Here is a 20573-nt window from a genome sequence, read left to right on the forward strand (position 1 = left end):
GGAAGCTGATGATGCCCAGCCCCGGGTCGGCGTCGAAGGCGGCGCCGGGGCGTCGCGGCAGGCCCCGGCCCGCCAGTCCCCCGCCCCCGCGAACAGCGCGATGGCGGACGCCCTGCGCAAGGCCGGTCTGCTGGACGGCGGCAAGGGCCGCGGCTGACGCAGCGCGGCGGCACGACAGGACCGGGGGCCGATGGCTTGATCGTCGGCCCCCGGTCCTGTCGTGCCTTGCCAACTCCCCTGGCTGGTGGGTAGGGATGACGCAGCGCCCGCCCGCCGCTCCGGTGCGGGCCACCGCCCGACACCGCTGAGGACCACCGTCCCAGACGCCGCTTGAAGGCTCAGGACACCATGACCACTTCCGTAACTGCCTATCGACGCTGCCCGAAAAGGGGTCCGAACGGGGAACACATGCCACACGGGCACGCCGCTCTGCGTAAACGCTGTGAGGCGATTCTCAGTCAACTGGAGCTGAGGAATCCCTTCTCCCTCGAGGAGTTGTGCTCTCGGATAGCCGAGCAGCGGGGCCGCCCCCTGAGGCTGCACCCGCTGCCCGAGGAAGCAGCCCGGTCCGGTGTGTGCGGACTGTGGGTGGGCACCGAGAGCGTCGATCACGTCTTCTACGAGGCGCGCACGTCCCGACCGCACCAGGAGCACATCGTCCTGCACGAGTTGGGCCACATCCTCTTCGGTCACAATTTCCTCGCGGGCGCGGAGAGCGGCGGCGGCTATCCCACCGCCCTCGGTCGTACCGACTACACGACGCGCGAGGAGCAGGAGGCCGAGATGCTGGCCAGCCTGATCCGTACGAAGGCGGGTGCACTGCCCCTGGGCAGGGAGCCGGACGGCACCCTGGAGCGGCTCGGTTCCGCGCTGGGAGTGAGGTCGTCGGATGCGGGCTGACACCGTGCAGTTCGGCGACTGGCTCGCCGTGCCCAGTGTGGTCCTTCTCTGGTTCGCCGTGCTGGTCCGGGCGCGTTCGGCACGTCGCTCGCCGGAGCAGCGCGGCCTGTGGCTCGCGGTGGCGACGGCGGCGGCGGCGATGACGCTCAACCTTCCGGCGGTCGTCGCGTTCGCCCAGAGGGATGCCGGACTCGTCCATGTGGTGGGCCTGGTACGGAATCTGACGGGTGTTCTGTCGGCGGGGGCGGTGCTCTACTTCGTCTGCGGCACCACGAGCGGCCGCGGCCGGCAACGGGCGGCGGCGTTGGCGACGGCCGTGCCGCTCGGCGCCATGGTGGTGCTGGACCTCGTCGCGCCGCGGCACGGACAGCACGGGATGCCGCCGGGCGGCGACCCGGTGCCCTCACTCGCCTACTGGCTGACGCTGATGGGCACACATCTGCTGGCGAACACGGTCTGCGTGTACGTGTGCTGGCACTACAGCAGACGCGCGGAGAGCCCTGGGCTCGCCGCGGGACTGCGGCTGTTCGGGCTCGGCACCGCCCTGGCGGGTCTGTTCTGGATCGGGTACCTGCTGAAGGCGCTGTGGGGCACGGCCTGGCAGATGCCGTATCTGCCGCTGCTGATGAACCTGCACGGAGTGCTGCGGGCCGCAGCCGTCCTGCTGCCCACCCTGGCAGTGCTGCGCAGAACGACGGCGGACATGTCGACCGCCTGGCGGCTGTGGCCGCTGTGGCGGGACCTGGTGCGGTCCGTACCGCACGTGGCCCTGCACGAGCCGCGAGCGACGCGGACGGTGGAGCTGCTGTGGCCGCCGCTGCCGCGTGATCTGCTCGTCTACCGCAAGGTGATCGAGACACGGGACGCGATCTTGACGCTGGGCGACTATGTGCCGCCGGGGACGGACGAGCGGGCACGCGAACACCTCGGCCAAGGACGGCAGACGGAAGCCGCCGTACTCGCCTGTGTCATCAAGGAGGCCCGGGGCGCCAAGGCGGACGGGCTCGACCGGCAGCCGCAGCCGTACAGCGCCCCGGCGATGGCCGGCGACGACCTCGACGACGAACGGCGCTTTCTCATGGACGTGGCCGACGCCTACCGGTCCTCTGCGACAGCCTCGTTCCGTCCGTCCCGCTGACCCGCCCCCTGCCGACTCGGGCCTGTCGGCCAAGGGGTTTTCGGCCTCCTGACGCGGCCCCCTGCAACGCACCGACTCATGAAAGCGATCACATCGTGACCACCGTTCTGATCACCGGCGCGAGTGCCGGGCTGGGCGCGGCGTTCGCCCGCGGATTCGCCGCCAAGGGCTGCGACCTCGTCCTGGTCGCCCGCGACAAGGAACGCCTGGAGGCGGGGGCGGAGCAGATGCGCGCCCGGTACGGCGTCTCGACGGAGATCCTGCCCGCGGACCTGCTCGCACCGTCCGGAGTCCGAGCGGTCACCGACCGGTTGTCCGATCCCGCCCGGCCCGTGGACATGCTCGTGAACAACGCGGGCTTCGGCCTGGCGGCGCCCTTCCCGTACAACCCCGTAGAGGACGAGGAGCGGATGCTGGATCTGCTGGTGAAGGTGCCGCTGCGGCTCACGCACGCCGCGCTGCCCGGTATGCGGTCGCGGCGTCGCGGAGCGGTCGTCAACGTGTCGTCGGTGGCGGGCCTGCTGCCCGCGGGCACCTACGGCGCCGCCAAGGCATGGGTGACGTCGTTCAGCGAGTCGCTGCGGGTGGACCTCGCCCCGTACGGGGTGCGGGTGCTGGCCGTCGTGCCCGGATTCACCCGTACCGAGTTCCAGGAGCGGGCCGGGATGGACGTGAGCGCGCTGCGCGACGCGGTGTGGCTCGACCCGGACGACGTCGTGGCACAGGCCCTCAAGGACCTGGCCAGGAAACGGCCGGTGAGCATCACCGGCCGGCGGTACAAGGCGTACGCACAGGCCGTGCGGCATCTGCCACGGCACCTGGTCGCCTCGAAGCTGGCCCGCACCCGCAGGCCCCCGGCGGACCGGTGAGACGACCGGCGGCCGCGGCCGGGTGATCCGAGGAGCCGCCTCAGCTCTCCGTGACCTTGCCGTCGGCGACCTCCACGCGCCGGGTCACCCGCACGGCGTCCAGCATCCGGCGGTCGTGCGTGACCAGCAGCAGCGTCCCGGTATACGAGTCGAGCGCGGACTCCAGCTGTTCGATGGCGGCCAGGTCGAGGTGGTTGGTCGGCTCGTCCAGTACGAGCAGATTGACGCCGCGGCCCTGGAGGAGGGCGAGCGCGGCGCGGGTGCGCTCGCCCGGGGACAGGGTCGTCGCCGGGCGGAGCACGTGGTCGGCCTTGAGCCCGAACTTGGCCAGCAGCGTGCGCACCTCGGCCGGCTCGGTGTCGGGGACGGCAGCGCAGAAGGCGTCCAGCAGGGTCTCGGGGCCGTAGAACAGGCCGCGGGCCTGGTCGACCTCGCCGACGACCACGCCGGAGCCGAGCGAGGCGTGTCCCTCGTCGAGCGTGAGCCTGCCGAGCAGGGCGGCCAGCAGCGTGGACTTCCCCGCTCCGTTCGCGCCGGTGATGGCGACACGGTCCGCCCAGTCGATCTGGAGCGAGGCGGGCCCGAAGCGGAAGCCGCCGCGCCGGACCTCTGCCTCGCGGAGCGTGGCGACCACCGAACCGGAACGCGGGGCGGCGGCGATCTCCATCCGCAGCTCCCACTCCTTGCGGGGTTCGTCGACGGCGTCGAGCCGTTCGATCATGCGCTGCGTCTGGCGGGCCTTGGCGGCCTGCTTCTCGCTCGCCTCGCTGCGCATCTTGCGCCCGATCTTGTCGTTGTCGGTCGCCTTGCGGCGGGCGTTCTTGACGCCCTTCTCCATCCAGTTGCGCTGCATCTGGGCGCGGCCCTCGAGGGCCGCCCGCTTGTCGGCGTACTCGTCGTACTCCTCGCGGGCGTGCCGGCGAGCGGTCTCGCGCTCCTCCAGATAGGCCTGGTATCCGCCGCCGTAGAGGGTGATCTGCTGCTGGGCCAGGTCCAGCTCGAGGACCTTGGTGACGGTGCGGGTGAGGAACTCGCGGTCGTGGCTGACGACGACCGTGCCGGCGCGCAGGCCCTGGACGAAGGTCTCGAGGCGCTCCAGGCCGTCCAGGTCGAGGTCGTTCGTCGGCTCGTCGAGCAGGAACACGTCGTAGCGGGACAGCAGGAGCGAGGCGAGACCCGCGCGGGCGGCCTGGCCGCCGGACAGGGACGTCATGGGCTGGTCGAGGCCGACGGTCAGCCCGAGGGAGCCGGCGACCTCCTCCGCGCGCTCGTCGAGGTCCGCGCCGCCGAGGTCGAGCCAGCGCTCCAGGCTGACGGCATAGGCGTCGTCGGCTCCCGGGGCGCCATCCACCAGCCCCTGGGTGGCGGCGTCCATGGCGGTCTGCGCGTCTGCCACACCGGTGCGCCGGGCGAGGAAGTCGCGCACGCTCTCGTCCGCGCGCCGCTCGGGCTCCTGCGGGAGGTGGCCGACGGTGGCGGTCGGCGGGGAGAGCCGCAGCTCGCCCTGCTCCGGCCGGTCGAGTCCGGCGAGCAGACGCAGCAGCGTGGACTTGCCGGCGCCGTTCACGCCCACGAGGCCGATCACGTCGCCAGGGGCGACGACAAGATCCAGGCCGGAGAAGAGCGAACGGTCGCCGTGGCCCGCGGCGAGATCCTTTGCGACGAGAGTTGCAGTCATCAGGGGGTGCATCCTAAATCAGCGGGGTGGCACCTGGATGACCGGCGCCCCCCGTGGTCCGTGCCACGACGAAGGATCGTCCCCGGGCCACGTCAGGTCCAGCGGATTTCGGCGGTGGCCGGCTTGGGTGTGGTCCGGGCTCCGCCGAGGCGGCAGATGACACGGCAGGGCGGGCGGGAACATGCCCGCCCGCCCTGTCCTGTGTCTGCGCCGGCTGCCGTGTGCGCCGTTCCCTGTCGTGCGTCGGTCGTCGGTGACCGGTCAGGAATCCTCGGCGCCGCCCCGGCCGGTGCCCAGGTCGTCACCGCCCTCCGTGCCGGTCCCGGGGTCGGTTCCGGTCGGGCGCCGGGTATCGGTCCCGGTCTCCGTCACCGGGCCCGGCCCGATACGGATCTCGAAGTCACCGGCGTACTTCTCGTGACCCGCGATCACCGCCGTCTCGACGGCCTCCTCCGCGAGCTCCCCGCGGACGATCAGCGGGTCCTGGCGCAGATCGCGCATGAGAGCCACGCACATGCCCACCATCACCAGCACGAACGGGGCGGCGACAAGGATCGTCAGATGCTGCAGACCGGCGAGCGCGTCGCCCTTGCCCTCTCCGACGAGCAGCATGACCGCCGCCACGGCTCCGGTCACCACACCCCAGAAGATGACGACGATCCTGGCAGGTTCGAACGTGCCCTTCTGGGACAGCGTGCCCATGACGATCGAGGCGGCGTCGGCCCCCGAGATGAAGAAGATTCCCACCAGGATCATCACCAGCAGGCTCATCACACCGGTGATCGGGAACTCCTGGAGCACTCCGAAGAGCTGGCCCTCGGGCGTCGTCTCGTCCCCGAGGCGCCCGCCCTCCTGGAGCTTCATGGCCGTGCCGCCGAAGACGGCGAACCAGATCAGGCTGACGGTGCTCGGCACCAGGATGACGCCGCCGACGAACTGACGGATCGTCCGCCCACGGCTGATGCGGGCGATGAACATGCCGACGAACGGCGTCCAGGAGATCCACCAGGCCCAGTAGAAGACCGTCCAGCTGCTCAGCCAGTCGGCGACGTCGCCACCACCGGTCGCCGCCTCCGTGCGGCCGGCCAGCTGCGGCAGCTCGCCGATGTACGAGGCGAGCGAGGTCGGAATCAGGTCGAGGACGAGGATGGTCGGCCCCGCGACGAAAACGAACAGAGCGAGCACCACGGCCAGCACCATGTTGGTGTTCGACAGCCACTGGATGCCACGCTCGACACCGGAGACCGCCGAGAACACGAAGGCGGCCGTCAGCACACCGATGATGGAGATGAGCAGGCCGGTCCCGGCCTTCTCCATCCATCCCAGTTCCCGGAATCCGCTGCCGATCTGGAGCGCGCCGAGTCCCAGGGATGTGGCTGACCCGAACAGCGTGGCGAAGATCGCAAGGATGTCGATCACCCGCCCCGGGGCGCCGTCGGCCCGCTTCTTGCCGATCAGCGGCTCGAAGACGGCACTGATCGTCTGCCGCCTGCGGCGCCGGAAGGTGCTGTAGGCGATGGCGAGACCGACCACGGCGTAGATGGCCCACGGGTGGAGGGTCCAGTGGAAGAGGGTCGTGGCCAGCGCCGTCTGCATGGCGTCGGCCGAGTCGGCGGGGTCGGTCCCCGGCGGCGGGGTCACATAGTGCGCGAGCGGCTCACTGACGCCGTAGAACATCAGGCCGATGCCCATGCCGGCGCTGAACATCATCGCGACCCAGGAGACGGTGCGGAACTCGGGTTCCTCGTGCTCCTGGCCGAGCTCGATCCTGCCGTAACGGCTGATGGCGAGCCACAGTGCGAAGACGACGAAGCCGGAGGCGGCCAGGACGAACGCCCAGCCGCCGTTGTGCATCAGGCCGTTCAGCATGGTGTCCGAGACGCTTTCCAGCGTGTCGGTGAAGAAGGATCCCCAGATCACAAAGGCCAGGGTGAGAGCGGCCGTCACACCGAACACCACCCGGTCGGTGACCGGTGCTCTGTCCTCGTACGGGTGACGGCCCGGCAAGGCGGCCCTTACCGGCAGCCGCAACCGTGGGCCAGGTTTCTGTTCGTCGTGCGACACAAGCGGCACCTTTCACCAATGCGCGGATCACTTTCCGCTCTCCGGTACCCCCTACCACATGTGATGCACGTCATAGCGTCAACAGGCTGGGACCGGCTCGGCCGATACGAGGTGATATGTCGCGCGCATATCCAGGAGGAGCGGAACAAGCTCCCGCTGCGACTGCCGCAGCGGCACGAAGGCACCTGCCCCGTCCCGCCGCGCCCAGACACCGTGCAAGGCAAGTTCGTCCTTCACCTGCGCGTACTGCTCCGCGTCGAGCCGGTACCCGCAGGGGGGTTCGACGAGCGTCTCCTCGGGGCCGGCGGGGTCGTTGTCGGCGCCGCCCAGGTAGACCGGGCCCCGGTCCTTGAAGCCGGAGAGGCGGGCGGCGGTGGTCGCGGCCTCGACCCTGCCGCGGCGCTCGTCCGCGTACGACAGCAGTCCGCCGAGTGCCGCGAGTTGGCTGTCCACGCGGCGCCGTTTGTTCAGGGCGGGATCCGACTGCTCCTGCTCGGTCAGCGCGTCGACACGGCTCTCGATGAGCAGGCCGACCGCGTTCTTGATTCCGGAGGTGTTGCGCAGGATGCGTTCCTGGCCGTCCCCGGCGGTCTGTTTGATCGGCTCGCCGGTCACCGGGTCGGTCCAGATGCCGTACGTGCCGGTGCTGAATCCCTCGTCGTGCGCGGCGGGCCGTACGTAGTCGCCGGAGAGGGTCCGCGCCTCGTCGCGCACCGCGGCCTCGGTGTTGAGGTTGCGCGGCCACAGGTCGAACAGCTCCTTGTCGTAGTACGGCGGCGTGGCGCCGTACTCGTGCAGGTCGTAGATGACGTCCGGGCGCCGGTCGCGGATGACGGCGGCCATGGCCCGGCCCTCCGCGGTCTTCAGGGCGATGTGGTCGCGGTTGATGTCGACGCCGTCCGAGTTGCCCCGGGTGTCGGCGGCTCTGCCGTCGGGGTTGGCCGTGGGGACGACGAGGACGTTCGTCCTGGACAGCAGCCTGCGCGTCGCGCCGTCCCCGGCGTGGGCGAGGTCGCGGATCGTCGTCAGGCATGCTTCCCGGCCCGACGGCTCGTCACCGTGCTGGGAGCAGATCAGCAGCACGGTGTGGGACGAGCTGCGCGCCCCGAGATGGACGAGTTGCAGGGGGCGGCCCTGCTCTGTCGTACCGATGTGCTCGAGCGACATCCGGTCGCTGCCCCGGTCGACGGCGGCGAGAAAGCTCTGCTCCTCCGGCTGCGTGGTCCAGCGTTCGCCGTCGCTCGTCTCGAAGCCCGTCTGTGGCAGGGTGTGTGCAGCCTCGGCGGGGCCGGTGATCAGCGGTACGGCGAGTGCGGCGGCGACGCCCGTCAGGGCGACGGTGCGGACACGGGAAATCATCGGGTGCTGCCTCCCGGGATCGGGCGGATCTGACGCGGTTCCGCGACACCGCCGAAGCGGGAGTCGGCGGGAGCAGGGGCGGGTCCTGCGACGGCGCGGTCGAAGGCGGACGCCCCGCCGACGAGGGGCAGTTTCGCAGCGGTACCGGCGAGATCGAGGGAGAGGCGCGGCGTGGTGTCCGGCGGGTCGACGAGGTCCTTGTCGGTGCCGGCGACGATGAGTGCGAGCCGGTGGCCCGCCGGGACGACGTGGTCGCTCGCGTGCAGATCGATGGTGACCGTGTACGCCTGACCGGGAGTCAGCGCATCGGGCTCGTAGCCGCCCAGGTCGGCCCAGCCGCGGCTGAACACGGTGTGGCCGACGTCGATGGTGCGCGCCTTCGTCTCCTTGAAGCAGGAGCTGTCGCCGGTGGTGCTCGCGCCCCAGCAGGTGCGCTCCGCAAGGGTGGTGATGCCTTCGCCGGAGGCGGCGTAGTCCCGAATGGTGTCGGGTCCCAGATCGACCAGCACAGCCGAAAGGTGGGCGCTGGTGGTGGAGGGGGTGGCGGTGACGGTCACCCGCGAGGAGCCGGACAGCCGCAGGTCGCGGCCGAGCGGGCGGGTGATGAACCCGGCCTTGGCGGGCGTCGCCGTGTCGACCGCCGCGGCCCAGTCGGTCTCGTCGAGGCGGGGATCGTCGGTGAACGTCTCGGTCGCCCCCGGCCGGGCCGGCTTCAACGACAGCGTGCCGACGCCGGGCGCCGCTCCCCCGGTCGGCCGCAGAACGGCGCCGGCGGTGCCACGGGGCGGCCAGACCCGGTCGGTCGACCATCGGTCCGGTGCCCGTTCGATGTCCGCCATGGGCTCGCGGTCGATGCCGTTGTCGTAGCCGAGGAGGTAGTGGTCGAACCAGCGGTGGAGGGTGCGCACCCACTCGGCACGCCGGAAGTCGAACGGATCGACGTGCCCGGTCTGGGAGAGCCACACCTTGCGCTCGACGCCGTTGTCCGCCAGGGCGTCCCACCACTGCCCGAAGTGCTTGGCGCGAACGTTGAGGTCCTGCATGCCGTGCACGGCGAAGACGCTGGCCCGCACGTTGCGGGCGTCGGGCACGTAGTCGCGCCCGGCCCACAGCGGGGTCAACTCGCCGCTGCGCGGGGCGCCGTCGACGAGCCGCTGCTGGACGGCCCGGCAGCGCTCGCGGGCCTCGGGGCTCTCGACGTAGTCGGACAGCCACTCGGGGCCGGAGTTGTACAGGGGCGCACCCTGGGCGAAGTAGTAGTCGTACCAGGAGGAGATGGCGCCGATCGGGACGATGGTCTCAAGGCCCCGTACACCGGTCGCGGCGACGCCGTTGGCGACGGTCCCGTCGTAGCTCTTGCCGATCATCCCGGTGGCGCCGGTGGACCAGCGTGCGCTCGCCCGCTCCCCGCCGGTGCGGCTGGTGTAGGCGCGGGCGCGACCGTTCAGCCAGTCCACGACGGCCTTCGCGGACTGGACGTCGGAGCGGCCGCCGACATCGACGCAGCCGTCGGACCGGTTGGTTCCGGCCAGGTCGACTGCGACGAAGGCGTAGCCGCGGGGCACGAAGTAGTTGTCGTAGTACAGCGGGAACTGCACGGGGTCGCCGTCGGCGTCGTACGTCTTGCGCTGGCTCTCGTTCCCACGCCCGCAGCAGGCGTAGTAGGGGCTGGCGTCCATGATGACGGGCACCTTCCGGCCTCGCTGCGCCGCCTCGCGCGGGCGGACGACATCGACGGCGACGCGGTCCGTCCTGCCGTCGCCGTCGCCGTCGAGCCGGGTGTCGACCCAGACGGACTCGCGGATCGCGTCGTCGTACGAGTACACCGGCCTGCTCTCCCGGGCCGGTGTCGCGCCTTGCGCGCCGGTGGGCGCGAGCGTCAGGGCGACGAGGGCGGCCGAAGCCGCCGCCACCAGCGATCTGCACGTCAAGCGGGTTCCCCGCGCACGTTTCCGCATGGGCGGGAAGGTACTCCCGTCAACTCCCGTGCGACAGAGGGCAATCAGCACACCAAAGCGACCGAAGGGACAGCGGGCATCATGTCGGGCCGATGGCGGTCATGTGAAAGGCCGAGGTTCGCTCCTGACCGGAGGGCGGGGACCTGTCTAGGGTCCAAGAGATCGACCGTTCTTACGACTTGGAGCATCCGTGCACCGCAGACTGATCGTCCCGAGCGCGCTGGCGGCCACCTTTGTGCTGGCGATCCCGGCATCGGCCGCAAACTCCTCCGCAGGCGCCCCCGGCATCGGCGACCCCTACTATCCGGCCGCCGGGAACGGCGGGTACGACGTGTCGCACTACGACCTGAGGCTCAAGTACCAGCCGAAGACGGACCTGCTGGAGGGGACGGCGACCATCCTCGCCACCACCACACAGGATCTGAGCCGTTTCAACCTCGATTTCGGCCTCGGTGTCAGCGAGGTGAGGGTCGGCGGCAAGAAGGCCGCCTTCACGAAGGAGGGCGCCCAGGAGCTGGTCGTCACCCCGGCCGCACCGCTCGCCAAGGGCCGGTCCGTCTCGGTGGTGGTGCGGTACGCCGGGAAGCCCTCCGAGCTGAAGATCGGCGGCTGGACCGCCTGGCACCGCACGCCGGACGGCGGGGTGGCCGCCCAGGAGCCGGACTCGGCCGTCTGGTGGTTCCCGAGCAACGACCATCCGCTGGACAAGGCGACGTACGACGTGTCGGTGTCGGTGCCGGACGGCTCGCAGGCGATCAGCAACGGTGTGCTGGTCTCCCAGAGCTCCAAGCTGGGCTGGACGCGCTTCAACTGGCGCTCGAACAGGCCGCAGGCGACCTATCTGGCCACGCTCGCGGTCGGGAAGTTCGACATCACCACGGACACGACGGCCGACGGGCTGCCGGTCCTGAACGCGTACAGCAAGGATCTCGGTGACAACGCGGGCGCGGCGCGGGCCAGCATCGAGCGGACCGGCGAGGTCGCCGAGTGGCTGACCGAGGTCTTCGGGCCGTACCCGTTCAACGCCCTGGGCGGCTACGTGCCGAACGTGACCAGTGGCTACGCCCTGGAGACGCAGACCCGGCCGTTCTACAGTCCGCGGCAGTTCGCGAACGGCGCCAACGTGTCCGTGGTCGTGCACGAGCTGGCCCACCAGTGGTACGGCGACAGCGTGTCAGTGAAGGGCTGGAAGGACATCTGGGTCAACGAGGGCTTCGCCCGGTACAGCCAGTGGCTCTGGTCGGAGAAGGAGGGCGAGGGCACCGCGCAGGAGCTGGCGGACCACGTCTACGCACAGCACCCGGCCGACGACGAGTTCTGGAGGGTCAGGCCCGGTGACCCGGGTCCGGAGAACCAGTTCCACCTGGCCGTCTACGACCGCGGCGCGCTGGCGCTCCAGGCGCTGCGGAACGAGATCGGCGACGAGGACTTCTTCGCGATCCTCAAGGGCTGGCCGGCCGAGCGCGCGTACGGCAACGCCGCGGTGGGCGACTTCGTGGCGTACGCGGAGCGCATCTCGGGCAAGCCGCTCGCCGGGCTCTTCGACACCTGGCTGTACGAGGCGTCGAAGCCGGGTGCTTTGGCTGCGGCCAAGGCGAGCGTCGCGCGGTCAGCGGCCGGAGAGGCGCCGCAGCCGAAGTCGTGGAAGCACATCGCCGCGACGAACACGATCCACGAGCACGGTCACGCGCACGGGCGATAGGGCGCACACCTCGGCAGTGTACGACCGTACGCTTCATGGTGTACGGTCGTACACATGGCTGACTACTTCGCCGGTGACCCGCGCACCAACCGCGAGCGCATGCTCTCGGGCGACCTCTACATCGCCGACGATCCGGACATCGCCCGCGAGGCGCAGCGCGCTGTCCGGCTGGCCGCCGAGTACCTGGCCGCATACGCGCAGGACGCGGACGCCGCCCGGCCCGTCGTCGCGGAGCTGATCGGTGAACTCGGTGCGGGCGCCCACATCAAGCCGCCGTTGTTCGTCGACTACGGAACCCAGATCTCCATCGGAGCCGGGACGTTCGTCAACTACAACCTCACAGCCCTGGACGTCGCGCCGATCACGATCGGCAAGGACTGCCAGATCGGCCCGAACGTACAGTTGCTCACCCCGACGCACCCCCTCGAGCCGCAGCCGCGCCGCGACAAGCTCGAGGCGGCCCGGCCGATCACGATCGGCGACAACGTGTGGCTCGGCGGCGGGGTGATCGTCCTGCCGGGCGTCTCCATCGGCGACAACAGCGTCGTCGGCGCGGGCGCCGTCGTCACCAAGGACATCCCGGCGAACGTCGTCGCGGTGGGCAACCCGGCCCGCGTGGTCCGCTCGCTCGGCCCCGTCGACGAGAGGGACCGGCTCGACGCCGCCGGCCCGGCCGGCCCTGTCGAGGCATGAGGCGATGGCGACCGGACGCGTGGATCCCGAGCGACGGGAACGCATCATCGCGGCAGCCCTGGACCTGATTGCGGAGGAGGGCGTCGCGGGCACGTCGCACCGCAAGGTGGCCGCCCGTGCCGGCGTCCCTCTCGGTTCGATGACGTATCACTTCCAGGGCATGGACGAGCTGCTGCGCGAGGCGTTCACCAGCTTCTCCGCCACCATGGTGGCCCTGTTCGATTCCCGCCTCGGGGCCGCCGGCTCGGCGGACGAGGCACGGGAGGCCGTCGCCGATCTGATCCATCACCTCTCCGGAGGCGACGAGCGGCAGCTGGTGCTCACACACGAGCTGTACACGCTGGCCGCACGTCAGCCGGCCTTTCGCGAGCTGACCCGGGAGTGGATGCGCAGCAGCCGGAGGGCGCTCGAGCGGCACTTCGACCCGTCGACGGCACGTCAGCTCGACGCGCTCGTCGAAGGACTGTCGATGCACCGCGCCCTGGACACCGAGCCGCACGACCGCGCGCTGACCGTCGACGCCATCGCCCGCATCACCGCGGCTGGGCGACAGGCCGCCTCCTGAAAGCCGCCCGGCCGGCGCCCTACCTGACGAGGGCGTCGGCCGGGCTCACACCGGGGCCCGCCCGGGCGTCGTGTGGGAGCGCTCTCAACCGCACGCGCAGGGCGGATATCCTGTCGGAGACAGGTCACGCCGCCGACCGGCTCACCGAGCACGGGAGCAGACGAGGAGCGCCCGCCTTGCCCGAGCAGACCACGGGGTCCCGCCCCACCCTGGAAGCCGTCGCGGCGCGCGCGGGCGTGTCCCGGGCCACGGCCTCCCGGGTCGTCAACGGCGGCGCGGGCGTGCGTGCGCCGCTGGTCGACAAGGTGCGCCAGGCGGTCGAGGAACTCGGCTACGTGCCGAACCACGCGGCACGCACTCTGGTCACCCGGCGCAACGGCGCGGTCGCCGTGATCATCGCCGAGCCCGAGTTCCGGATCTTCTCCGACCCGTTCTTCGAGCAGCAGGTCCGCGGGATCAGCCGTGAGCTGACGGCGCACGACTCCCAGCTGGTGCTGCTGTGGGTGGAGGGCCCCGGTGACCACGACCGGATCGCGCGCTATCTGGGCGGCGGCCATGTCGACGGCGCGCTCGCCTTCTCGCTGCACAACGACGACGAGCTTCCCGCGCTGATCGGCCGCACCAAGATACCCATGGTCTTCGGCGGACGTCCCGCCTCCGGCTCGGACCTCGCCGTCCCTTACGTCGACTGCGACAACCGCGGCGGTGCCCGCGAGGCCGTGCGCCATCTGGTGTCGCTGGGCCGCAAGAACATCGCTCACATCGCCGGGCCCCGCGACCAGACCTCCGCGCTGGACCGGATCGACGGCTACCACGACGTCCTGGTGGACGCCGACCCCGGCCTGTTCTGCCAGGGCGACTTCACGGCACAGAGCGGGGCGCGGGCCATGGCGGATCTGCTGGACCGCCGCCCGGACGTCGACGGCGTCTTCGTCTCCAACGACCTGATGGCCTCGGGTGCACTGCGCACCCTGCGCGAGCGCGGTCTGCGGGTGCCACAGGACGTGGCGCTGGTCGGCTTCGACGACATGGCCTCCGTCGTGGACACGACGGAGCCGGCGCTGACCACGGTGCGCCAGGACATCGAGGGCATGGGCCGGCTGATGGTCCGGCTGTTGATGAGGCTGCTGAACGAGTCCGGGGGCGACGCCCCGGCGTCCGTGATCACTCCGACCACACTGGTACGGCGGGCATCGGCCTGACCGCCGACGCCCGCCGTCTCCTGCGGGGGTGCGGGGGTCAGCCGAAGGGGATCACCAGTACCGACGTGCCGGTGCCGGTCGCGACCTTCGCGGTGCCGTTGCCGATCGCGCTCCACACCTCGAGGCGCACGGTGCCGCCGGAGAGGTTGCCGAGCGTGCCGGTGGAGGCCTTGAGGCCGCGGGACTGCGCGTACTCCTCCCAGCCGGGGACCGGGTCGGTCGCGAAGTAGTGGTAGGTCTCCGTCCGTTCGAAGGTGCCGTCTCCGGTGAGGTCGTAGCTGATGCGGGCCTGCTGGCCGAGTCCGACCGTGGTGCCCGCGTCCAACTGGAGGCGGAAGGCGGTGGCGGCGCCCGGGGTGAGGGTGCCGTTGACGCCCTTCACCTCGTAGACGAGCGGCTGGTGCGGGGTGCCGTCGTGGTTGGCGCCTCCGGCCGAGGCGATGGTGTCGCTGCCCGCTGTGCCGCCGGTCGCCGTGGTGAGGACTCCCCCGGTGCGCAGCTGGAAGGTGTTGCCGGTGGGCGGGTCGGGGTCGGGGTCCGGGTCGCTGCCCGTCCCGGTGCCCGTCGCGGTCGAGCGAGCGGGCACGGACAGCGTCTTGCCGTCGGAGAAGGTCACCGTGCGGGCGGTGGAGCCGTGGTTGTGCGCGGCGTACGTCCGTACGGTGCCCTTGGTGAAGACGGCGGAGGTGGGGATGTCTCCCGTCACCGTGGCGTCGGGGGCTCCCAGCGTGTCGAGGGTGCTGATCCAGTGGTAGGTGTGCGCCTTGGACTCGCCCTGTTCGGGCGTGTAAGCGGCGTGGCCCGCGTCCCACTTGGACTTGGCCGCGGCCGGGTCGGCCAACGACTGGAACTCCCAGAGGATGTCGCGCCATTCGACGGCCGGGCCGCCGTTCTCGCGCTCCATCTCGGCGATGTTGCGCCGGATCGCGGCCTTCTCGCCGCCGAGGTGCAATGACCCGCCGGTCACGGGGAGGACGTTGATGCCGTGGATCTCCTCGGGGTTGGCGGTCCACCATGTGGCGTAGGCGGCGCCGCTGCCCCAGACCATGCCTGCCGTGTCGCGGCCGAAGGAGCCCGGGAAGACCTGTTCGTCGGCGTCGAACCAGTACTGGGCGATCGACTCCGACTCGGTGGTCAGCAGATAGGCGCCGAGGTCGCGCAGCGAGGTGTCACCGGTGGCCGAGCCCCACAGCACCAGCGCGGCGCTGAGGTTGGTGGACTCGGACGACGACTCCTGGTTGTTGCCGGCGGCGAAGCCCTGGTGGCCGGAGGCCCAGCTGTGTCCCGCGTAGACGTCGAAGCCGCGCAGGAAGGGGAAGGCGGTGTCGGTCCGGGCGGCGTTGGCGGTGTCCCTGATCAGGGTCTTGACCATGCCGCCCCATGCGGAGTCGGCGGCCCACCCCTGGTCGTACTGGGCGACGATCGCCGCGGCGTAGACGTAGTAGCTGTAGTGGAAGTGGTGGTCGTTGAGCTCGGTGTCGCTGCCGTAGGAGGCCGGGTAGCCGGTGAGGGTCTTCCAGTCCTTGTCGTAGCTGAACTCGTTGGCCCCTCCCGCCGTGAACCACTCCTGGAGCTTGCCCTTGATCAGGCCGAGGAGCTTGTCGCGGACGCCGGTTTCGCCGATCTGCTCGGCGACGGGCACGAGCTGGGCGAGCCGGCCGAGGGCTTTGCCGGTCCAGTAGGTGTCGGTGGCCCCCGAGAACGGGTCGGAGGCGTTCGCGACCTCGTTCAGGTAGCCGCGCAGGCGGGCGGCGTCGACGCCGTTCGACTTGGGCAGCGCGGGCAGCACGGCCGAGGCCTTCTGGCTGGTGGAGAAGGAGGCCGACTCCCGGACCTTCATGGTGCCGCGCGGTGAGACGTAGGTGTGCGCGGTGAGCGCGTCGGCGGTGTTCAGCCACTGGTGGCGGTAGAGCGCCTGGAGCGTGCCGCGCTCGCTGCCCTCCCTGGCCTCGGTGGTGAGGGTGTAGGTGGCCTTGACCGTGCCGCCGGTGTAGCTCCAGTCGGCCCTGGAGCCGGTCACGAAGCTGAAGGCGTACTTCTTGTACGTCTCGAGGGCGCCGGCGGAGGGCAGAACGGCGACGGAGAAGTAGTCCTTGGAGCCGAGTCCGGCGCTGATGGTGGAGCCGGCCACGTTCCAATCGCTGCCGGTCGGCGCGAAGAGGGCGTAGTGGTGGCCCGCGACGGTGATGCCGAGGACATTGCCCTGATCGGCGAAGACGGCGGGGGCGCCGGCCGTGGTGATCTGCGCGTTTCCGCCCGAGCCCTTGGCGTACACGAACGGCAGGCCGTGGCCGATGGTGGTACGCAGGGTGCGGGTGCCGTCGGACCAGTACGGGGTGACGGTCCAGTCGGACCAGTCGTCGGCCTTGGTGTCCGGGGAGTTGAGACCCGTGAGGCCGATGGTGAGGTCGCGCTTGTGGGCGAACTCGTACTGGCGGCCGTCGCCGACGATCGCCGGGGTGGTCGGATAGCCCACGTCCAGCCCGCCGGCCGTGGCCTGGTAGGTGAGGGGATGGCCGTACATCGGAGTCGAGTACGGGTTGTCGCCGTAGCGCTGGAAGGCGAGGGAGGACCACCAGTCGTTGGTGGGCACCGGGCGGTTCCTGGCCGCCGGGGTGACCTTGGGGGTGACCGGTGCGCCCGTGTTGGTCGTCGGGCCGGACGTGCCGGCGGGGCGGGTGTCGGAGTAGCTGCCGGAGCCTACGGGGACGGTGGCGGCGGCCGCCGGGGCGGCGGCCGGTCCCAGGCCGACAGCGGCCAGGGCTGAGGCGAGGACCAGCGCTGCGGCTGGTCTGTTGCGGGGGGCTGGCATGAACAGCACCTCAAGTCATCACTGGATGGGTGGCCGAGAGCGCTCTCAGATGGCCGAAACGTAAAACTCCTGAAACACAAGTGTCAATAGATGGAACACAGGCGGCAGTTGGGCCCGAGTCCAACCCGTTATGCCTTCGAGTCTTGACGGGGTGAGCGCTCGCGGGGCACGCTCCAACCGCATATCTGAGAGCGCTCTCAACGCTCTCGCTCCATCCCGAAGCCAAGGAGGCTTCCCATGCCCATAGCCAGAGCCGCCAAGAGGGCCGCCGTCCGCCTGGGTGCGGTCGCGCTCGCCGGGGCACTGCTCGCCGCCTGCGGATCCGGTTCGTCGGACACCGCCTCCGACGGCGAGGGCGGGAAGATCACGCTCACCGTCGACCTGTTCGGATCCTTCGGCTACAAGGAGGCCGGCCTCTACGCGGAGTACGAGAAGCTGCACCCGAACGTCACGATCAAGCAGACCGACACCGAGGACGAGGCCGACTACTGGAAGTCGCTCCAGACCCGGCTGGCCGGCGGCGGCGGTCTCGCGGACGTCCAGGGCATCGAGGTCGGCCGGATCGCGTCGGTCACCCAGCAGCAGGCCGACAAGTTCGAGGACCTGAAGAAGTACGGCGCCGACAAGCTGAAGAACCAGTTCGCCGACTTCAAGTGGGCTGCCGCCACCGCCAAGGACGGCTCGGTCCTCGGTCTCGGCACCGACGTCGGCCCCGAGGCCATGTGCTACCGCACCGACCTGTTCAAGCAGGCGGGCCTGCCGACCGACCGCGAGGAGCTCGCGAAGAAGTGGTCGACCTGGGACGGCTATCTCGAGCTGGGCGAGCAGTACAAGGCCAAGGCACCCGCGAAGAGCGCGTGGCTGGACAGCGTCGGCAGCCTCTTCTCCATCATGATCGGCCAGGAGGAGGAGCGTTACTACGACGCCTCCGGGAAGCTGATCTGGGAGACCAACCCGGCGCTGAAGACGGCATGGGACACCTCCGTCGAGGCGGCGGAGGCCGGTCTGAGCGCCAAGCTCGACCAGTGGTCGCCGCAGTGGAACCAGGCGTTCGCCGCCGGCTCCTTCGCCACCATCCCCTGCCCCGCCTGGATGCTGGGCTACATCAAGGGCCAGGCCGGTGACGGCGGCCAGGGCAAGTGGGACATCGCCAAGCTGCCCGGCGGCGCCGGCAACTGGGGCGGTTCGTACCTCTCGATCCCGCGCGCGGCCAAGCACAAGAAGGAGGCGTACCAGCTGATCGAATGGCTCACCGCCCCCGAACAGCAGGCCAAGCTCTTCCAGAAGCAGGGGAACTTCCCGTCCTCCACCGGTGCGATCGAGAAGGTCGCGGACGCCACCGACCCGTACTTCTCCGGAGCGCCGATCGGCCAGATCTTCGGTGACGCGGCCAAGGCGGCGCCGGTGCAGGTCCTCGGCGTGCACGACCAGAACGTCAACCAGCAGATCACCAACGCGCTGAGCGAGGTCGAGCGCAAGGGCGCCTCGTCCGAGAAGGCGTGGGCGAACGCGAAGAAGGGCGTCGACAACACCATCGGCTGACATCCGCCGACGCATCTCCTTCGGGCCGGCCCCTTTGTCCACCCCCCGCACGGGACCGGCCCGAAGGCTCCCGCACCCCGTACCGACTCCCCGAAGGGCCGCATCGTGACCCTCACCGCCCCAGCGAAGGCGGTCTCGCCACCCCGGCCGCCGGCCGTGCGGCGCGCCTGGCGCAAGCTCTCGCCGTACGCCTACATCGCCCCGTTCTTCACGCTGTTCGCCGCCTTCGGGCTCTTCCCGCTGATCTACACGGCGTTCGTCTCGCTCTACCGGGTCGAGCTGCAGACCCCGGGCGACATGGAGTGGCGGGGGCTCGGCAACTACACCGCGCTGCTGGAGGACGAGTTCTTCTGGACCGCGCTGCGCAACACGTTCACCATCGGGGTGCTGTCCACCGTGCCGCAGCTGGTGATGGCACTGGGGCTGGCACACCTGCTCAACTACCGCCTGCGCGGCCGCACGTTCCTGCGCACCGCGATGCTGCTGCCGTACGCCACGTCCGTCGCGGCCGCCACGCTCGTCTTCGCCCAGCTCTTCGGCCGCGACTTCGGACTCATCAACTACCTTCTCGGGCTGATCGGTTTCGGCCCGGTGGACTGGCAGACCGGAACCGTCGCATCCCAGATCGCCGTGTCGACCATCGTCATCTGGCGCTGGACCGGCTACAACGCGCTGATCTATCTGGCCGGAATGCAGTCCATCCCGAGCGAGCTGTACGAGGCGGCGGAGATGGACGGCGCCTCCCGGTGGCGGCAGTTCTTCCATGTGACGCTGCCCGGCCTGCGCCCCACGATCCTGTTCACCGTGGTCGTGTCCACGATCGGTGCCACCCAGCTCTTCGGTGAGCCGCTGCTGTTCGAGGGCTCCATCTCCGGCGGCATTTCGCACCAGTACCAGACGCTCGGGCTCTACATGTACGAGCAGGGCTGGGGCTTCTTCCACCTGGGGCGTGCCGCCGCCATCGCCTGGGTGATGTTCCTGCTGATCCTGGTGCTGGTCGGGGTCAACGCCCTGATCGCGCGCCGCCGTTCCCGCAAGGAGGCCGGGCGATGACCGCGCTCGCCGCACCGCCGACGAAGCAGCAGCCGGCCACCGCGGAACGGCCCGCGCGACAACGCCGTCGCGGGCGGTCCGGTGCCGGCCGCACCATGAAGGGCGGCAAGGCCGCCTACGCCATCCTGATCGTCGCCGTGCTCGTCTCCGCGTTCCCGTTCTACTGGACGATCGTCGCGGCCAGCCGTTCCAACGCCGAACTGGCGAAGGTGCCGCCGACGCTGCTGCCGGGCCGCAACCTGATCCGCAACTTCGAGGCGGTGGTGGAGGAGGCGGACATCGGCAAGGCGCTGATCAACTCCTTCATCGTCTCCGGGTCCATCACCGTCGGCACCGTCCTGTGCTGCACGCTCGCCGGTTTCGCGTTCGCCAAACTGCGCTTCCGCGGCCGCGGCGCGCTGCTGGCGGTCACGGTCGGCACGATGATGATCCCGCCGCAGCTCGGCGTCATCCCGCTCTTCATGCTGATCGCCGAACTGCAGTGGGTGAACCAGCTGCAGGCCGTGATCCTGCCCGGGCTCGTCTCCGCGTTCGGCGTCTTCTTCATGCGCCAGTACCTGGTGCAGTCGCTGCCCGACGAGCTGATCGAGGCCGCCCGCGTCGACGGCGCCTCCACCGCGCGGATCTTCTGGTCGATCGTGGTGCCCATCGCCCGGCCCGGGATGGCCGTGCTCGGCATGCTCACCTTCATGGCCGCCTGGAACGACTTCTTCTGGCCGATCGTCGCGCTCTCCTCGCAGGAGCCGACCGTCCAGGTGGCGCTGCGCCAGCTCGGCGGCGGTTACGTCCACGACCAGTCCGTGATCATGGCGGGCACTCTGCTGGGCACGCTCCCGGTGCTGCTGGTCTTCGGCCTGCTCGGCCGGCAGATCGTCGGCGGCATCATGCAGGGCGCGGTCAAGGGCTAGGGCCTCTCGTTTGGATCATGCCGGGCTCGCGGGGGCTGGCACCGCTCCCCCACAGCCTTCGGCGTGGGAGGTGCCCCCACGCCGCGTTGTCGTCAGTCGGCATGGCTCCGCCATGCCTCCCTCCTCCGCC

At 70.5% G+C, this 20573-nt stretch carries 15 protein-coding genes; 10 read left to right on the forward strand and 5 right to left on the reverse strand.

The features are described from left to right. Positions 1-408 precede the first annotated feature (408 nt). From ABZ070_RS23780 to ABZ070_RS23790, 3 genes are all read left to right on the forward strand, one after another. The gene (locus tag ABZ070_RS23780; RefSeq protein ID WP_356637031.1) at positions 409-900 is read left to right on the forward strand and encodes a hypothetical protein; all 492 of its coding nucleotides are present in this window, start codon (positions 409-411) and stop codon (positions 898-900) included. Beyond that, positions 890-2038 (forward strand): MAB_1171c family putative transporter, encoded by a 1149-nt coding sequence (locus tag ABZ070_RS23785; RefSeq protein ID WP_356637033.1) that lies wholly within the window; start codon positions 890-892, stop codon positions 2036-2038. Before ABZ070_RS23780 ends, ABZ070_RS23785 begins: the two co-directional genes overlap by 11 nt. 95 nt (positions 2039-2133) lie before the next feature. Beyond that, positions 2134-2907 carry an SDR family oxidoreductase gene (locus ABZ070_RS23790; RefSeq protein ID WP_356637035.1) on the forward strand — a complete coding sequence of 258 codons (774 nt, stop codon included), beginning with the start codon at positions 2134-2136 and terminating at the stop codon, positions 2905-2907. Between the two features lie 40 nt (positions 2908-2947). On the opposite strand, the gene ABZ070_RS23795 is transcribed toward ABZ070_RS23790, so the two are convergent. The 4 genes from ABZ070_RS23795 to ABZ070_RS23810 all read right to left on the reverse strand — a co-directional run bounded on the left by ABZ070_RS23795 (position 2948) and on the right by ABZ070_RS23810 (position 9966). After that, a complete protein-coding gene (locus ABZ070_RS23795; protein WP_356637037.1) occupies positions 2948-4585 on the reverse strand; it encodes an ABC-F family ATP-binding cassette domain-containing protein in 1638 nt (545 codons plus the stop codon). A 261-nt stretch (positions 4586-4846) separates the two neighbouring features. Beyond that, positions 4847-6610, reverse strand: a complete 1764-nt coding sequence (locus ABZ070_RS23800) for a BCCT family transporter (RefSeq protein ID WP_356637060.1) — start codon at positions 6608-6610, stop codon at positions 4847-4849. Positions 6611-6727: 117 nt separating this feature from the next. After that, positions 6728-8008, reverse strand: coding sequence for a M14 family metallocarboxypeptidase (locus ABZ070_RS23805; RefSeq protein ID WP_356637039.1), 1281 nt, complete (start codon positions 8006-8008; stop codon positions 6728-6730). Beyond that, positions 8005-9966: a Xaa-Pro dipeptidyl-peptidase gene (locus tag ABZ070_RS23810; RefSeq protein ID WP_356637041.1), complete on the reverse strand. Its 1962-nt coding sequence runs from the start codon at positions 9964-9966 to the stop codon at positions 8005-8007. Before ABZ070_RS23810 ends, ABZ070_RS23805 begins: the two co-directional genes overlap by 4 nt. Positions 9967-10156: 190 nt before the next feature. Between ABZ070_RS23810 and ABZ070_RS23815 the strand changes: the two genes are divergently transcribed. From ABZ070_RS23815 to ABZ070_RS23830, 4 genes are all read left to right on the forward strand, one after another. Beyond that, on the forward strand, positions 10157-11668 hold the full coding sequence (locus tag ABZ070_RS23815) for a M1 family metallopeptidase (protein WP_356637044.1): 1512 nt from the start codon (positions 10157-10159) through the stop codon (positions 11666-11668). Between the two features lie 54 nt (positions 11669-11722). Continuing rightward, positions 11723-12361, forward strand: a complete 639-nt coding sequence (locus ABZ070_RS23820) for a sugar O-acetyltransferase (protein ID WP_356637046.1) — start codon at positions 11723-11725, stop codon at positions 12359-12361. Between the two features lie 4 nt (positions 12362-12365). Continuing rightward, positions 12366-12926 carry a TetR family transcriptional regulator gene (locus tag ABZ070_RS23825; RefSeq protein WP_356637048.1) on the forward strand — a complete coding sequence of 187 codons (561 nt, stop codon included), beginning with the start codon at positions 12366-12368 and terminating at the stop codon, positions 12924-12926. Positions 12927-13102: 176 nt separating this feature from the next. Further along, the gene (locus ABZ070_RS23830) at positions 13103-14128 is read left to right on the forward strand and encodes a LacI family DNA-binding transcriptional regulator (RefSeq protein WP_356637050.1); all 1026 of its coding nucleotides are present in this window, start codon (positions 13103-13105) and stop codon (positions 14126-14128) included. A 37-nt stretch (positions 14129-14165) separates the two neighbouring features. Here ABZ070_RS23830 and ABZ070_RS23835 read toward each other — a convergent pair whose 3' ends face one another. Further along, positions 14166-16940 (reverse strand): glycosyl hydrolase, encoded by a 2775-nt coding sequence (locus ABZ070_RS23835; RefSeq protein WP_356637052.1) that lies wholly within the window; start codon positions 16938-16940, stop codon positions 14166-14168. 237 nt (positions 16941-17177) lie between these two features. Between ABZ070_RS23835 and ABZ070_RS23840 the strand changes: the two genes are divergently transcribed. The 3 genes from ABZ070_RS23840 (at position 17178) to ABZ070_RS23850 (ending at position 20443) form a co-directional block, all read left to right on the forward strand. Continuing rightward, positions 17178-18482, forward strand: a complete 1305-nt coding sequence (locus ABZ070_RS23840; protein WP_356637054.1) for an extracellular solute-binding protein — start codon at positions 17178-17180, stop codon at positions 18480-18482. Between the two features lie 105 nt (positions 18483-18587). After that, positions 18588-19535 (forward strand): sugar ABC transporter permease, encoded by a 948-nt coding sequence (locus ABZ070_RS23845; protein ID WP_356637056.1) that lies wholly within the window; start codon positions 18588-18590, stop codon positions 19533-19535. After that, complete coding sequence (locus tag ABZ070_RS23850) at positions 19532-20443, forward strand: carbohydrate ABC transporter permease (RefSeq protein WP_356637058.1); 912 nt, start codon at positions 19532-19534, stop codon at positions 20441-20443. The genes ABZ070_RS23845 and ABZ070_RS23850 overlap by 4 nt, the downstream gene beginning before the upstream one ends. The last annotated feature ends 130 nt before the right edge of the window (positions 20444-20573 follow it).

The organism is Streptomyces sp. NPDC006283, assembly GCF_040613325.1.
Classification (GTDB): domain Bacteria; phylum Actinomycetota; class Actinomycetes; order Streptomycetales; family Streptomycetaceae; genus Streptomyces.

Bases quoted from the DNA above. Each gene is read 5' to 3' on its own strand.
- ABZ070_RS23780 (WP_356637031.1), top strand. From the start codon at position 409: ATGCCACACGGGCACGCCGCTCTGCGTAAACGCTGTGAGGCGATTCTC.
- ABZ070_RS23785 (WP_356637033.1), top strand. From the start codon at position 890: ATGCGGGCTGACACCGTGCAGTTCGGCGACTGGCTCGCCGTGCCCAGT.
- ABZ070_RS23795 (WP_356637037.1), bottom strand. From the start codon at position 4,585: ATGACTGCAACTCTCGTCGCAAAGGATCTCGCCGCGGGCCACGGCGAC.
- ABZ070_RS23805 (WP_356637039.1), bottom strand. From the start codon at position 8,008: ATGATTTCCCGTGTCCGCACCGTCGCCCTGACGGGCGTCGCCGCCGCA.
- ABZ070_RS23810 (WP_356637041.1), bottom strand. From the start codon at position 9,966: ATGCGGAAACGTGCGCGGGGAACCCGCTTGACGTGCAGATCGCTGGTG.
- ABZ070_RS23820 (WP_356637046.1), top strand. From the start codon at position 11,723: ATGGCTGACTACTTCGCCGGTGACCCGCGCACCAACCGCGAGCGCATG.
- ABZ070_RS23825 (WP_356637048.1), top strand. From the start codon at position 12,366: ATGGCGACCGGACGCGTGGATCCCGAGCGACGGGAACGCATCATCGCG.
- ABZ070_RS23835 (WP_356637052.1), bottom strand. From the start codon at position 16,940: ATGCCAGCCCCCCGCAACAGACCAGCCGCAGCGCTGGTCCTCGCCTCA.
- ABZ070_RS23840 (WP_356637054.1), top strand. From the start codon at position 17,178: ATGCCCATAGCCAGAGCCGCCAAGAGGGCCGCCGTCCGCCTGGGTGCG.
- ABZ070_RS23850 (WP_356637058.1), top strand. From the start codon at position 19,532: ATGACCGCGCTCGCCGCACCGCCGACGAAGCAGCAGCCGGCCACCGCG.